This is a genomic window from Roseibium sp. HPY-6 (genome assembly GCF_040530035.1).
Taxonomy (GTDB): domain Bacteria; phylum Pseudomonadota; class Alphaproteobacteria; order Rhizobiales; family Stappiaceae; genus Roseibium.
On the sequence record NZ_JBEWCD010000002.1, the window covers coordinates 1,112,963 to 1,127,548 of the forward strand.

The following is a 14,586-nucleotide window of genomic DNA, read 5'->3' on the forward strand; positions in this document are numbered from 1 at the left end:
GGGCGTCTGGACGCGCGCCGGTCAAGGTGGTGCAGAAAAGAATATGCGTTCAATGCGACTCGGATTATCGAATTGTGTGAAGTTTCCGAAAGCCCGCCCGGTGCGCCTTGAAACACACACAATCGAGCGCCTACGGTCCTCAGATGGGAAAATACGAGTTCAAGATGCAGCGACTATTCTTGCGGCATATTCTCGCCGAAGGTGCACGGATCGAAGCCGATCGGGGCCAGGCGAACTACCTCCTAAACGTCCTGCGAATGAAGGACGGGGACTATATTCTCGTTTTCAACGGCAATGACGGTGAATGGCTGGCAAAGATTGCCAGCAGTGGCCGCCGGGAATGTGCGTTTCAGGTCATGGAATGCACCCGGGAACAGACCGAGCATAATGACCTGATCTATCTCTTTGCACCGCTCAAACATGCCCGCCTGGACTATATGGTCCAAAAGGCGGTCGAGATGGGTGTCGGCAGCCTTCAGCCGGTGATGACCCAGCATACGCAGTCGACCCGCATCAATCTGGAGCGCATGGAGGCGAATGTTATCGAAGCAGCAGAACAATGCGGCGTTCTTTCAATACCGGAGGTGATCGGGCCTCAGTCTTTGAAAGAGGTGCTCGCGGAGTGGCCGCAAATGCATCCGGGCCGGCGATTGCTGTTTTGCGATGAAGCCGAAGGGACCCATAATCCGTTGCTGACGCTGGCACAGATGAAGGAGGCCGGCCCGCAGCCCCTGGCCGTGATTGTCGGCCCCGAAGGTGGTTTTTCCAACGAGGAAAGACAGGAACTTCGGGACTTGGAGTTTGTTACTGCAATTCCGCTTGGCCCACGCATCTTGAGAGCGGATACTGCAGCGGTGGCTGCTTTGACGGTCATCCAGGCAACGGTCGGCGATTGGAGATAGTTGGATGGCGCAGGATATCCTCCCGCAAGGGAGCGAACCGAAGAAACGCGCCAGCAACCCGCCGAAGCCGCAAGTTCTGACGCCCGAGGCGGATCCGAAACGGCCGCACGGGCCAGGACAGATCCGCCTGCCGGTCGGGGTTGCGCTCGGTCTCGTGTTTTCACTGCTTCTGGTGATCATCTGCGGCAGCATCATTGCCTATCTCGCTTCCTCTGATCGCCGTATCGCCATGCGATTGCTTGACGAACAGTCTCGTGCGGTACTCAAAAGCAACGAAACGGTTCTGCATGGGTTCTTCAAGCGACAGGAACAGCTTTTCCTGTCGTTCGCCGGTCATGCGTCGATAATGGACCGGAACCTGACCAGCCAGGATCTGGCATCGTATGATCGTGTCCTTCCAAAGGAAGTGAAGCTCGAACTCCGCCGTGCGGCACCCAATGGTGAAGCGGGCAATACACTGCCGACAGCCACCTGGTCTCCGTTCGCGTTCAAGGAAGGGTTTTCAACCGCCGTTGCCGCGCTTGAGATCAACCTTGGAAACGGCCAGCAATTGATTGGTTACTTCCCGCAAACCGTTTTTTCCAGGCTCGTGCGGGATATGGCCTGGGATGACCGGCAACGCAATTTTCTGCTGAAAAACCGGGACACGGCGATTGCCGTCGATGGCGTGCCCGAAAGCCGTTTCGTGGCCACGCACGCCGACCCTCTGCCGCGGCTCGCCGGGCTTACGGGAACGCCGCTTCATCTGCTCTGGCAGGAAACGGACACCGGACATGTCATGGGCGGAAGTGTTGAGGGACGTTTGTTTCCCGCAGGCGGACGCATGTATACGGCCATATATACCGAAATCAGCGGCGGACCTGCTCAGGGCTGGATCGTGGGGACACTCTATAGAGCGGCTGAATTCGGGGCGGTACTGGACCAGACCTGGGCGGTATTGTACGTGGCGCTTGCCGCTCTTGTGTTTGGCGCGATCCTTTCATTTCTGGTGGGCCGGATGCTTGGCAGGCCATTGTCACGTCTCGCGATGTCCGCTGCAGAACTGCGCAAACTGAACTTCGAAGCTGCCGAACGTCTGCCCCGCTCGCGCCTCGCGGAAATGGACGATGTCAACCAGGCCTTTAACGGGTCCGTCGGTGCGTTGAATGCCTTTGCCAAATACGTGCCCCGCCAATTGGTGTCGCGCCTGATTGAAGAAGGCATGACGCATTCGCGTAATATTGAGCTGCGCGAGATGACGATCGTCTTCACGGATCTGGCAGGGTTCACCGGAAAAGCGTCACATCTGACGGCTGAGGAAACGGCGTCCTATCTCAACGCCTATTTCGAGACGGTATCGGATGCGATTGCCGAGAGCGAGGGAACGATCGACAAGTTCCTTGGAGACGGGGTCATGGCCTTTTGGGGGGCTCCATCCGACCAGCCCGACCATGCGGCCATGGCGATCGCGGCGGTCAGGTCTTTGGCAGAGCGTCTCGAGCGATCCGGCAAGCGCGACATGCGGGTCAGGATCGGCGTCCATACGGGCAAAGTTGTTGTCGGGGATATCGGCACACCGTCGCGCATGAATTACACCGTTATTGGAGACGCGGTGAATGTTGCCGCCAGATTGCAGGAATACGGCAAGCACATAGACCCCGATGCAACGGTCATTGCACTTGCCAGCGCTCAGACCATCGCCCAGATGCCGGAAGGCTTCAGCTGCACGAGCCTTGGCCAGGTGCAGTTGCGCGGCAGGGAGGAACCACTTGGCGTGTTCAGAATTGCGTGAGCGCCCAGCTTAGCGGTTTCCTTGCTTGCATTCTTCTTTGAAGGCTCCTAAATCACGCAGGCTCAAGAGCGTTTTACTTCAAACGCGCCGGATCAATGTGGTTTTCAGATCGGTCAATACGTCTTTTCTGAAGCCTCGAACAGACATTTAGGACAGTTTCATGGCCCGCGATACGGTCGATTCCACACCGATTGAAACTGTTGCGGATCTGGCCGCAACACTCGAGGCCGGCTGTAAACCTGAAGACCGGTTTCGGATCGGAACCGAGCATGAAAAGTTCGGGTTCTGCCTGAAGCAGCTTTCGCCGATTCCCTATGAAGGACCGAACGGTGTCGAAGCTGTTCTGGAAGGCATGGAAAAGCTCCTGGGATGGGAGCGCATCGAAGATGCGGGCAAGATCATCGGTCTCGCCGACAATGACGGCGGCGGCGCGATCTCGATTGAACCGGGCGGACAGTTCGAGCTTTCCGGCGCACCATTGGAAAATCTGCACCAGACGTGCCGGGAAGCCAACCAACACCTTGCACATGTGCGGCAGATCGCAGAACCGATGGGCGTCGGCTTTCTCGGGATCGGCATGACCCCGACCTGGTCGCGCGCCGACGTTCCGCGTATGCCGAAGTCCCGCTACGACATCATGACCAATTACATGCCGAAAGTGGGATCTCTAGGGCTGGACATGATGTACCGGACATCAACGATCCAGGTGAACCTCGATTTCTCGTCCGAGGCCGACATGATCCGGAAGATGCGGATCGGCCTGGCGTTGCAGCCGATTGCAACCGCGATGTTTGCAAACTCTCCGTTCACCGAAGGCAAGCCGAACGGGTTCAAGTCGTTCCGTGCGCAGATCTGGACCGACACCGACCGGGACAGGACGGGCGACATGCCGTTCGCCTTTAAAGACGGCTTTGGTTTCGAACGGTATGTTGAGTGGGCACTTGATGTGCCGATGTATTTTGTCAAGCGCGGCACCACCTACTATGACGTGACGGACACCACATTCCGCCAGTTCATGAATGGCGCGCTCGAGGGCAGGATCCCCGACGCAACACCAAGCCTTGGTGACTGGAACAATCATCTCTCGACCCTGTTCCCGGATGTCCGCCTCAAGAAATACATCGAGATGCGCGGTGCAGACGGGGGGCCTTGGCGCCGCATTTGCGCTCTACCAGCGCTTTGGGTCGGGCTGCTTTACGACACCGGCGTTCTGGATCAGGCTTGGGAACTGGTCCGCGACTGGACCCAGGAAGAACGCGCGGCGCTGCGTTCCGGCGTACCGAAAACTGCGCTTCAAACCCCTTTCCGAAGCGGGACGGTGCTAGACGTCGCAAAGGAAGTTCTCTCACTGGCACAAGAGGGCCTGAAAAGACGAAACCGGCTGAGCGACGGAGATCTGGACGAGCGTGTTCATCTCGCTCCGCTCGAGGAAGGGCTTGCTGCGGGCATGTGTCCTGCCGATATTCTGCTCCAGCGTTACAATGGCTCCTGGGAGAAGGACATTACGCAGGTATTCCGGGAATACGCCTATTAAAGCGTGGTCCCGCTCCAGGACAGTTGCGCGCCCGTACCCGCTCTAATCCATAGCGTGAATTGACCTTAGCCTCTCAAACAGTCACTCTGGCACTGGTTGGCCTTGTTTCTCAAGGCCTTGCAGGAAGTCGACCGGAGCAGTGCTATGACAGGCAGCGAAATGGGTATGCCTCCATTTGACGTCTTTTCCTTGGCGGAAGATGTTCGGCAGCGATTTGGCTGGTCGAATGATGACCTCAGCAGCGTAATGGAACAGCTGCTTCCGGCGGCCCTGAACGGGTTTCGGTATTTTGGTAGCGCGGTGCCCGGTTTCTCCGACTTCCCGGGTGTCCCTATGACCCCGGACCTTTCTGCCTCGACACCTTTTGCGGCATTGTTTCAAAACCCGTCACAGGCTGCACTGACGCCGTTTTTCGGGCCCGAGGCCGTGCAGCAGGCGCTTGCAGCGCAAATCTCGGGATTAACCGGACTGCAAAGCGATGCCATTCAGGAAATGATGCCGGTCGCCGCCACGTTGGCGATGGGGCAGGTGGCCCGGCCGTTTGTGCATGGGGAAGCGCGCAATCTGTTGGATGCTTATCTGAGAGGCTTCGCGCGCGGCCGGCCCAAGCCACAGCCAACCCCGGTCGATTACATGCAAGGATACGCTGACGCGATGACCGCGTTTTGGGGCGCTTTTCTTCAACCCGCAAGCGTTGTGTCCAGTGCACCGGAAACCGTTGAAGAGCGGGAACCGGAAGAAGAAGAGCTCGCTGAAGAGGAAGCGCCTGCAGAAGAGACCTCCGAGTTTGACGAAATGGTGTCGAACTGGATGTCGGCAGGACGCGATTTTCAATCGAACCAGTTCAGGGCTTTTGACAGTTTTTTTGAAAAGGCTTCGAAGGATTTCGGCAAAGGCTAAACCTGCCTGACAAAAAAAGACCCGCCGGAAGGCGGGTCAGTAGACGTCAGCAAGGTCTGCCGACAGGGGCTGCAAAAGGGGGCGGAAAAGCTCAGGCGGCGATCTGGCCGGCCTTGGTTCCTTGACCGTCAACCACAACGAGGGTTGGCTTTTCCTGAATAGTGTTCGCTGCGCGCCAAGATGCCGGCTGGCTGTTATCTGGCGTGCTGCCTAGAAGAGATGTCGGATCGCGGTAGAAGGGGAGGGCCAACGCACGTCGAACGTCGCTCCGGGTCAGGCCGATGTCCTTCAATTGCTCATCGGACCAAAATTTGAGCTCGGTGACATGGCGGCGGTTGTTAAACACACGCCATGCACGGGCAGTCATCTGCCCGAAGAGAGCGACGAAAGGGATGCTTGTGATGTGTGTCATGGCAATAGTCTCCTGTGAGCAGCCGAAGGGAGTTTCGGCAGCCTGTTCCGCGCCGGATTGGCGGTCTCTGTTTGAGGAACGATTTCAATATGCATGTTTCAGATATATAATTCCAACGAATGTTTGTGATGGAATAGATCAGAATGTGTGATGTTAATCTTCGACCCTCCCCATTTCTCGTTGGAGATGGCCGTCTCACGAAATATTTCCCGCACAAATGAGTGCTGTGCTAAACATGATTAAATCTAATGATTGGAGCGACGATGCTCGACCTTGATCAGCTCCGAACCTTTGTTGCAATCGCAGAAAGCGGCAGTTTCACGAAGGCGGCGGACAATGTTCACAAAACTCAGTCGGCCGTGTCGATGCAGATGCGGCGCCTTGAGGAACGTATCGGCAAACCACTGTTCGTCCGCGTTGGACGGCAGTCGCGCCTCACCGAACACGGAGAGCGCTTGCTCCACTATGCGAGGCGGCTGGTTCAGCTGAACGATGAGACCCTCGCTGCCTTTGATGATACCGAGCTTGCCGGGCTCGTGCGTCTTGGAACGCCGGACGACTATGCGGACCGCTTTCTCCCGGAAATCCTGGCAAGGTTTTCAAGATCCAATCCCAAGGCAGAAGTCAGCGTGGTTTGCGCACCCACGCCGAATCTTGCCGACATGATTTCCGAAGGGGAGTTGGACGTCGCGATTATCACGCATGTCCAGAAGAAGGGGCGCAAGCATGTTGACCTCGTTCGGCGCGAACCGCTGCTCTGGGTCGTTTCGGCACGGCACGCCGTCGAAAATGAATCGCCCCTTCCCCTGGCGCTCGGGAGGGCATCATGCGACTGGCGCAAGGCAGCGATCAACGCGCTCGGAGACCAGATGCGCGAACACCGCCTCCTTTATTCCAGCTGGAATTCAACGGCGGTCGGCGCAGCCGTCCTTGCGGGACTGGCAATCTCGGTTTTACCGGAATCCGCGCTGCGTTCCGGGATGCGGGTGCTGACGGAAGCTGACGGATTTCCAAGGCTGCCGGACTGTGAAATCGGCATCATGCGATCATGGCATAACAGTTCGCGCGTGACGGATGCGCTCGTTGAACACATTGTCTCGTCGCTGGACAACCTGTCGGTTCCTCAGGCGGCTCAATAATCGGGCGCTTCAAAAAGTTGCTTTGAATCCAATTGCTTGCATCCGTTGAAAGTAGCCGGAATGGTTGAATTTGTGTTTGTAATGTAAGAGTTTGTGATGTATCTTCCCCAAATTAATTCGAAACTCAAATCTTCCGCCTGATATGTGGTTGAGTCGCGGGGTATTCAGATGAATCACGCGTTGGACATTGATCAGCTTCGCACGTTTTTAGCTATTGCGGAGCTGGGCAGCTTTACGAAAGCGGGTGAAGCTGTTCACAAGACGCAGTCTGCGGTTTCCATGCAGATGCGCCGGCTTGAAGAGCGTGTCGGGCAGCAGATTTTCATCAAGGACGGGCGGCAATCGCGTTTGACGGAAGACGGACAGCGTCTTGTTGAATATGCCCGCCGCATGATTCTCTTGAACGATGAGACGCTTTCGGCCTTCAACGGTCAAAAGGAAGTGGGTCATGTGAAGCTTGGTGTGCCGGACGACTATGCGGACCGGTTGCTGCCGCAGGTTCTTGCCGCCTTCAACCGTCTGAACCCTTCCATTGAAGTGGAAGTCGAATGTTCCGGAAGCAGCAAGCTGACAGAAGCGATCCGTGAGGGAACTCTGGATGTGGCGATCACCACATCAAGCGACACCATGGACATACGTGGTGAAATCATCCGCCGTGAACCGTTGTACTGGGTAACCGCGATGCAGCACTCCGCGCATACACAAGACGTTATCCGGCTGGCGCTGGGTCCTTCGTCCTGCGGATGGCGTCGCCTGTCGATGGACGCGCTCGACCGGGCTGGGCGTCGTTACCGGGTATCCTACACCAGTTCAAGTGCGACCGCGCTCGTCGGGGCCGTTCAGGCGGGACTTGCGATTACGGTTTTTCCTGAAAGCGCAATCCGTGACGGCATGCGCATTCTGGACGAACGGGATGGATTTCCCGTGCTGCCGTCCTGCGATATCGCGCTTTTGCGCTCCGACAGTGCGCGCGAGGCGATGCACGACACGCTTTGCAATCACCTCATTGCGGCGATTGGAAATGTTGGCAGCGTTAGCGGCCAGGTGGCCGCGGAGTAGCGTTTGACGGCCTTAGCGGGCCCGCAGCATCAAAACGTTGCCGCCAAGCACGCAAACAAGACCAATCGCGGCAAGGAATGTCCACTGGTATCCTTCGAAGATCGTTGAAAGCGTCAGCGCGACCACAGGAAACATAACGGTCGCGTATCCGGCCCGGGCCGAACCGATTCTTCCCAGCAGTGTGAGGTAAGACGCAAAGGCGATCACCGAGGCAACGACGGCCAGATAAACAAGGCCGCTGAAATAAGTGAACGACCATTCAACGGCGAAACTCTGCCCGCGAAGCAACGAAAATACTCCAAGCAGGACAGCGCCGTAGACCATCCCCCACGCAGCCGCCGGTACCACGGGGATGCCGCGTTGCTGCGTATCGGCTGAAAGCATGTTCCCGCAGCAGAACGAAAGCGTCCCTGCAATACACAGACCCAGGCCGACTGCAGCTTCGGTATTGAATTCAGCACCCGCAAGCTTTGGCCAGAACATCAGGGCAATTCCCGCGAAACCAAGCATGCCGGCGACGAGCGCCAGCGGGTTGGGGCGTTGCCCGAACAAAATAAGCGCAAGGAACAGATTGAAGATCGACGCGGTGGAGAAAATCACCGCGAGCAGGCCGGATGGTATCTGGATAGCACCGTAGTAAAAGAGCGTGAAGTTGGTCGAGAACAGAAAAGCGCCGAGCCCGGCAAAGCGCATGTGTTCCGTGGCGCCGAAAGAGAGGGTGTACCCGCGGAACTTTGCCCAGGTCATCATGATTGCGGCCGCCAGAACAAAGCGCCAGAAAACGGAAACTTCAGGCGAAACACTTGCCACCTGGCTTTTCATGGCAATCCAGCTGAAGCCCCAGGCAAGCACCGTGGCGGCATAGAGACCGTAGTCCGTTGCGGAAAAGCCGCTGGATCCGTTGCGGATGGCGAAGGTCGCGACGCTCATGAAATCACCTGTCTTGGAAAGTCTTACACGAATCTGGTCCGTGGTTCGCTTCAACGCAAATGATTGTTTTTGATGTTTCCATCACGCAACTAGATGAATAGCTTTACGCCTTGGACGAGATGAACGCGCAGTTTTGCACCGGAGGCAAAATGACTCTGCTCGTGATTGAGAACTATCCAAAAGCCGGAATGGCGGCATTAGGCAGATATGCCTCCGCAGAAGGGCTGCCTGCGCGCGTGATCAGGGCCTATGCAGGCGAACCGCTCCCTGATGAGATAAATGGCTATGTTGGACTTGTCGTATTGGGTGGTGCGCAAAGCGCGCTGGATGACGAGGCTTATCCGCATCTTGCGGCTGTCTGTTCGCTGATCCGCCGGTTTCATGAAACCAATCGGCCAGTGCTCGGGATCTGCCTAGGGTGCCAATTGATCGCCAGAACCTTTGGCGGGCGGAATATCCTGAACCAGCCGATTGAATTTGGCTGGCATGAGGTCACGCCGACACCCGCAGGGTTAGCGGATCCCGTTCTGGGAGCACTCGGTGAGGGTGGCCCGCTGTTTCACTGGCATACGGACACAGTGTCGATGCCGGATGGCGCTGAACATCTCGCGACCAGCAAGATGACACCTGTCCAGGCTTTTCGCGTCGGACGGGCAACTTATGCCATCCAGTTTCATTTTGAAGCCGCGCTGGAGGATGTGCGGGACTGGTCGGAGACCTTTGCCGACGAGATCCTGCCGCACACGCCGGACTGGTCGGAGCGTCTCGACACAGACGCTGCCCGTCATGCCGCAAAGGCTGACGAGCTAGGAGCCGCGCTCGCCAAAGCCTGGCTGGATTTAGTCAGTTAAGATGCTTTCAGAGAACCAGATTATGCCGACCGACGTTCTTGATGTCGGTTTCTCCACACAATCCCATCGTTACATCGAGCTCCTTGCGGATCATTTCCAGAACTTTGGTTACACCCGGTTTGCCCATGGCGCCAAGGCCATAGATAAAGGCGCGGCCGATGTAAGTGCTGTGGGCGCCCATGGCAACGGCCCTGAAAACATCCTGTCCTGAACGGATCCCGCCGTCGAAGTGAACTTCGATCTTGTCACCGACTGCATCGACGATGTCGCCGAGAACGTCATATGAGGCAAGGGCCCCGTCCAGCTGCCGGCCGCCGTGGTTGGAAACGACGATTGCGTCTGCACCAAGCTCCGCGGCAACCTTTGCGTCTTCGGCGTCGTTGATGCCTTTCAGGATCAGTTTTCTGTCCCAGTGCTTTTTGACCCATTCGACGGAAGACCAGTCCAGGGTCGGATCGAATTGGCTGGCTGTCCATTCCGCCAGCGACGACATGTCCTCGACGCCTGACACGTGACCGTGGATATTCCCGAATTCGCGGCGTTTTGTCTGCAGCATGTTCCAGCACCAACGGGGCTTGAAGGCAAGATCGATCAGGACGCCCGGCTTCGGTTTGGGGGGCGTGCTGAGGCCGTTCTTGATGTCCTGGTGGCGTTGCCCCAGGACCTGAAGATCCAGGGTGAGAACAAGTGCGGAGCAGCCAGCCGCCTTGGCTCTTTGCATCAGGCTTTCTGAAAAGCCTCTGTCCCGCATCACATAAAGCTGGAACCAGAACGGGTTTTTCGTGTGTTCTGCGACGTCCTCGATCGAACAAACGCTCATTGTTGAGAGCGTAAACGGAACACCGAACTCCTCCGCGGCCTGTGCGGCGAGAATTTCACCGTCGGCGTGCTGCATGCCGGTCAGCCCGACTGGCGCCAATCCGACCGGCATCGAAACATCCTGGCCGATCATGGTCGTTTTGACTGACCGGTTGTCGATATTCCGGGCAACCCTTTGGCGCAGCTTTTGGCGCTGCAGCGCGGCTTCATTTTCGCGATAGGTGCTTTGCGTCCATGATCCGGTGTCTGCGTAGTCGTAGAACATTTTCGGCACGCGGCGCTTTGCAAGGGCCTGCATGTCAGCAACATCGGTTACGGTCGTCATTGTGTATCCTCCCTGAGAGTCAGGATCTGGCAGCTTGTTTTAGGGGTTTGGTGCGGCGCAGGCCGGCAAGTTGTTCGCGCAAATCAAGCTTTTCTGCATCGGCAAGTGTGCCGCGCACGTAGTCGATATGGGCTTCGGAGGCGCGCCTTGCGCGCACCGGATCGCCGTCCTTGATTGCGTTTGCAATCGCAAGATGCTGTTGCAGCAATTCGTTGCGGGCGGTCGGATGATGATAGAGACGGCCGCGATTGTAGAAGACACCGTTTTCCAGCAGCCGGTAGCAGGAACGCAGCGTGTGCAGCATGACCACGTTGTGTGCCGCTTCGCCAACCGCATGGTGAAACTCCACGTCGAGCAGGGCCTCCTCGGTAAGGTCCTGCGCCTCATGCGCGGTGTGCATTTGAGCCACAATGTCCTGCAGCCTTTGGAGGTCGGACGGTGCCGCGCGTTCCGCGGCCTGAGCCGCAGCCTGTCCTTCGATCCCCCGGCGGAACTCGAAATAGTCGTCGATTGCGGACGGGTGGCGGGCAATCAGCTCAACAACAGCGTCGGAGAAGATGGAGCCGATCAGGTCGCAAACGAATGTGCCGCCGCCACGCCGTGCTTCAACCAACTTGCGCTCTTCCAGGATTTTGAGCGCGTCCCGCAGCACCGGCCGCGACACCTTCATTTTTTCGGCAAGGTCTCTTTCAGCGGGAAGTCTGTCGCCAGAATGCAAGACGCCTTTCAGGATCAGGTTTTCTATCTGTTCGACAGCGGCATTTGCCGTTTTCTGGTGGTCGACGGGTTGAAACATGGTTGGCGTACCTTCTCGTTGCCGCGCACATTAGGTGGAAAAGAAGAATTGGTCAATTTTTTTATCCAATTTGAAAGCGTCTTGAATTTGGAACGGTGAGCGTTCCCTGTGACAATATTAGACCTTGGTCTAAGGTTGGCCTTGTGGGCAAAGTAAAGTGGCTGCTGCATTAGAAGATGGGGACGGGAATTTGGGTCAGGGATCAGAAAACGGATCTTCGCTTCCGTCGTTTCGAACGTCTGCGTTACGCGAGCGGGTTTTGGGAGAGGTGCACGCCCGCCCGTTTCGGCCGCTGAAGAGCCCGCGAATTGTTCTGCACTACGCGTTCCTGACGAATGCGGACGAAGCCGCGCAAGACCAGGCTTGGCTGTCGGAATTCTGCATTTCGCGCGGAACCCATGGCTCGGCGCCGGGCAATCGCCATCACACCGTTGCATTCGGCGGTGGCACCTTGAGCTGGGAACAGCACGCGGAATTCACGACCTACACTTGGGACGGCTCGGCGAACGCGGACCGGATCTTTGGACCGCCACCCGCAACACATCCTTTTGGCGCAGCCTTTCGCGCGCCGGGAGATCTTCTGGTTGCCGTTCGCCTCGAATTGCGCGACCCGGTGAATGACGACGCATGGCGTGCTCATTTTGATGAGAGCAGCCTGACAGTGTCCAATCTGGAGGACGAGGCGGCGTGTGTTGCGACAGACTTCCGGCAGGATGGAGATGGCCTGACGCGCATTCTCGTCTTCAACCGTTCCCTGAGCGATGTCCAGTCGGGCGCGGTGATCCAGCGTCTTTTGGAAGTGGAAACCTACCGGACACTCGCCATGCTTGGGCTGTTCGAGGCAGGTAATCTGCAGCCCGATATCAGACGGTATGAAATTGAGCTTGCGGAATTGACCGGTCAGATGAGGGAGGCGGCGGCTCTCGGTGCGAACCAGGATCTGCTCGACAAGCTGACAGCTTTGGCCGCGGCACTGGAGGCGGGAGCCACGGCAAGCACGTTTCGTTTCGGGGCGAGCCGCGCTTATGACCAGATCGTAAAGGCGCGTTTTGCCACGCTCAAGGAGGAAGCCGCGCCAGGCGAATTGTCGATGGCGTCGTTCCTGTCGAGACGCCTGGCACCCGCAATGAGAACCTGCCAATCAATGGAAGACAGACAGGCGATGCTCTCGCGCAAGCTTGCCCGTGCAACGACACTTCTGCGCACGCGCGTGGACGTCGAACTGGAACAGCAGAACCGCAGTCTGCTGCAGTCGATGGACCGGCGGGCGCGCCTGCAACTCCGGCTGCAGCAAACTGTTGAAGGCCTGTCTGTGGCTGCTGTCAGCTACTATGTTGTCGGATTGATTTCTTATCTGGCAAAAGCCGCCAAGGACGCTGGCCTGCCTGTCGCGAATGCAAACATAACCACAGGTCTGTCGGTGCCCGTAGTGGTGCTTCTAATCTGGTGGACAGTCCGGCGCATCCGCAGGCACAGCGGTGAAAAACAGACGGATGAATAAAACAAAGGCCGGATGTACCGGCCTTTGTTCAATTGCGGCATAGGCCGGTTTTATTCGGTGGTGCCGTCATCCTTGAACTGCGCAAGGTAGGCGATCACGTCGGCACGCTCTTCTTCTTTCCTAAGCCCGGCGAAAGCCATCTTCCCTTTCGGGATGAGATCTTTCGGCTTGGTCAGGTAAATGGCGAGTGTCTCTTCGTCCCAAACCTTGCCGTCGCTCAGCTCGACAAGATTATTGGAATATTTGTAGCCTTCGATGCGGCCCCAGGGAGCCCCGACGATACCATTCAATTGCGGACCGACTTTGTTTTTCGCGTTCTCGCCCACTGCATGGCACGCGCCGCATTTTCTGAAAACTTTCTCACCCTTGGTCGGGTCGCCCTCGGCGCTAGCCTGAGCGGTCATGGCCAAAAGCACGCTTCCGGCAATCATCAGCAGACGCTGCATATAACTCTCCCTCAGTTTGGGTGCGTTGAATACCCACAATAGAAAAACATCAACACGGTCACCGAAGCAAGTGACGCACGGTCGCACCAAAGTACACCCTAGTGCGGATCCATTCTTCGAAAGCGTCACAACGCGGTGATCACCCTGCCTGTGCGCGGCTTGGCAGCCGGAGCCAGTCGTCCAGCCCCGCATCCCAGTAAGGCGAAGATCCATAAAGCGCTGCAAGATAGTCGATAAAGACCCGAACCTTTGCCGGCAGGAACTGGCGGCTCGGATAGACCGCATAAAGGCCAACGTCCTTTGAGGCCCTGTATTGCGGAAGCAATATCTGCAACTTGCCTTCATGCAGCTCGGGTCCGATATCCCATGTCGATCGCAATGCGATACCGACACCGGCCAGCAAACATTCTCGGACGACCTCGTTCGAATTCGTTTTGAGAGGTGCCTGCGTGCGCACCGTCTCGATGCCGTTCGGGCCCGCGAGCCTCCAGGGATCCTGGCTGGTTGCCGCTATGGTGACGTGATTTGCTGCAAGGTCTTCGATGCTCTCAGGCACTCCATACCGATCCAGGTATTCGGGGCTTGCGCAAAGAATGCGATGAACCGGCGCAAGGCGGCGTGCGACAAGACTGGAATCGGAAAGCTCGGCAATGCGCACCGCAAGATCATAACCATCACCAACGATGTCGACAAAGTCGTCGGAGAGATCGAGATTGACCGAGAGATCCGGGTTCTCCGACAGGAACCGTCCGAGATGAGGGGCGATGTGAAGGCGCCCGAATGAAGTTGGAACCGCGACCCTGAGGTTACCGCGCGCTTTGGCGGACCCCCGTGATACAAACGACTCCGCTTCCTCCACCGACGCCAGGATGGCGACTACGCGCTCGTAAAAGCCTTGACCCGCTTCCGTCATGGCGATCTGTCGCGTGGTTCTCTGCAAGAGGCGGGTGCCGAGTTTCTCTTCCAGCCTGCGGATACGTTTCGATACAACAGCAGGTGACAGGCTCATTTCGCGTCCGGCGGCCGACATACTGCCCGAGCTGACCACCCGGGCGAAAATTTCCATGTCCGTCAGATTGCTCATTTTCAATCTCTCAGAAAGACAATTATCGTCCTATGGGGACTTCTCAACGCGACAGGACGTGTCACAATTTAGAAAAGCCGTTGAACTACCGATCTGTGTTACGACAGGACAAGCCAA

The 14,586-nt window shown here is 57.3% G+C and carries 14 protein-coding genes; 8 read left to right on the forward strand and 6 right to left on the reverse strand.

The window, feature by feature from the left end:
* Positions 1-143: 143 nt before the first annotated feature.
* From ABVF61_RS16505 to ABVF61_RS16520, 4 genes are all read left to right on the forward strand, one after another.
* Positions 144-902 carry a 16S rRNA (uracil(1498)-N(3))-methyltransferase gene (locus tag ABVF61_RS16505; RefSeq protein WP_502950002.1) on the forward strand — a complete coding sequence of 253 codons (759 nt, stop codon included), beginning with the start codon at positions 144-146 and terminating at the stop codon, positions 900-902.
* A gap of 4 nt (positions 903-906) precedes the next feature.
* Positions 907-2,673, forward strand: a complete 1,767-nt coding sequence (locus ABVF61_RS16510; protein WP_353994629.1) for an adenylate/guanylate cyclase domain-containing protein — start codon at positions 907-909, stop codon at positions 2,671-2,673.
* A gap of 160 nt (positions 2,674-2,833) precedes the next feature.
* Entirely contained in the window at positions 2,834-4,207 is a 1,374-nt protein-coding gene (locus ABVF61_RS16515) for a glutamate--cysteine ligase (protein ID WP_353994630.1), read from the forward strand.
* Between the two features lie 144 nt (positions 4,208-4,351).
* A complete protein-coding gene (locus ABVF61_RS16520; protein ID WP_353994631.1) occupies positions 4,352-5,107 on the forward strand; it encodes a DUF937 domain-containing protein in 756 nt (251 codons plus the stop codon).
* Positions 5,108-5,198: 91 nt separating this feature from the next.
* On the opposite strand, the gene ABVF61_RS16525 is transcribed toward ABVF61_RS16520, so the two are convergent.
* The gene (locus ABVF61_RS16525; RefSeq protein WP_353994632.1) at positions 5,199-5,519 is read right to left on the reverse strand and encodes a DUF1127 domain-containing protein; all 321 of its coding nucleotides are present in this window, start codon (positions 5,517-5,519) and stop codon (positions 5,199-5,201) included.
* A gap of 263 nt (positions 5,520-5,782) precedes the next feature.
* Between ABVF61_RS16525 and ABVF61_RS16530 the strand changes: the two genes are divergently transcribed.
* Both ABVF61_RS16530 and ABVF61_RS16535 read left to right on the forward strand, forming a co-directional pair.
* Positions 5,783-6,658 (forward strand): LysR substrate-binding domain-containing protein, encoded by an 876-nt coding sequence (locus ABVF61_RS16530; protein ID WP_353994633.1) that lies wholly within the window; start codon positions 5,783-5,785, stop codon positions 6,656-6,658.
* A gap of 168 nt (positions 6,659-6,826) precedes the next feature.
* On the forward strand, positions 6,827-7,717 hold the full coding sequence (locus ABVF61_RS16535; protein WP_353994634.1) for a LysR substrate-binding domain-containing protein: 891 nt from the start codon (positions 6,827-6,829) through the stop codon (positions 7,715-7,717).
* A 12-nt stretch (positions 7,718-7,729) separates the two neighbouring features.
* Here ABVF61_RS16535 and ABVF61_RS16540 read toward each other — a convergent pair whose 3' ends face one another.
* A complete protein-coding gene (locus ABVF61_RS16540) occupies positions 7,730-8,647 on the reverse strand; it encodes a DMT family transporter (protein WP_353994635.1) in 918 nt (305 codons plus the stop codon).
* A 149-nt stretch (positions 8,648-8,796) separates the two neighbouring features.
* On the opposite strand from ABVF61_RS16540, the gene ABVF61_RS16545 reads away from it, so the two are divergent.
* A complete protein-coding gene (locus ABVF61_RS16545) occupies positions 8,797-9,498 on the forward strand; it encodes a type 1 glutamine amidotransferase (protein WP_353994636.1) in 702 nt (233 codons plus the stop codon).
* 7 nt (positions 9,499-9,505) lie between these two features.
* Here the strand turns inward: ABVF61_RS16545 and ABVF61_RS16550 are convergent, their stop codons facing one another.
* Together ABVF61_RS16550 and ABVF61_RS16555 are read right to left on the reverse strand one after the other, a co-directional pair.
* Positions 9,506-10,642 (reverse strand): alpha-hydroxy acid oxidase, encoded by a 1,137-nt coding sequence (locus tag ABVF61_RS16550; protein WP_353994637.1) that lies wholly within the window; start codon positions 10,640-10,642, stop codon positions 9,506-9,508.
* A 19-nt stretch (positions 10,643-10,661) separates the two neighbouring features.
* On the reverse strand, positions 10,662-11,438 hold the full coding sequence (locus ABVF61_RS16555; RefSeq protein WP_353994638.1) for a FadR/GntR family transcriptional regulator: 777 nt from the start codon (positions 11,436-11,438) through the stop codon (positions 10,662-10,664).
* Positions 11,439-11,595: 157 nt separating this feature from the next.
* Between ABVF61_RS16555 and ABVF61_RS16560 the strand changes: the two genes are divergently transcribed.
* On the forward strand, positions 11,596-12,939 hold the full coding sequence (locus ABVF61_RS16560) for a DUF3422 family protein (protein ID WP_353994639.1): 1,344 nt from the start codon (positions 11,596-11,598) through the stop codon (positions 12,937-12,939).
* Between the two features lie 50 nt (positions 12,940-12,989).
* Here the strand turns inward: ABVF61_RS16560 and ABVF61_RS16565 are convergent, their stop codons facing one another.
* Entirely contained in the window at positions 12,990-13,385 is a 396-nt protein-coding gene (locus tag ABVF61_RS16565) for a c-type cytochrome (RefSeq protein ID WP_353994640.1), read from the reverse strand.
* A gap of 139 nt (positions 13,386-13,524) precedes the next feature.
* A complete protein-coding gene (locus ABVF61_RS16570; RefSeq protein WP_353994641.1) occupies positions 13,525-14,469 on the reverse strand; it encodes a LysR family transcriptional regulator in 945 nt (314 codons plus the stop codon).
* Positions 14,470-14,586 lie beyond the last annotated feature (117 nt).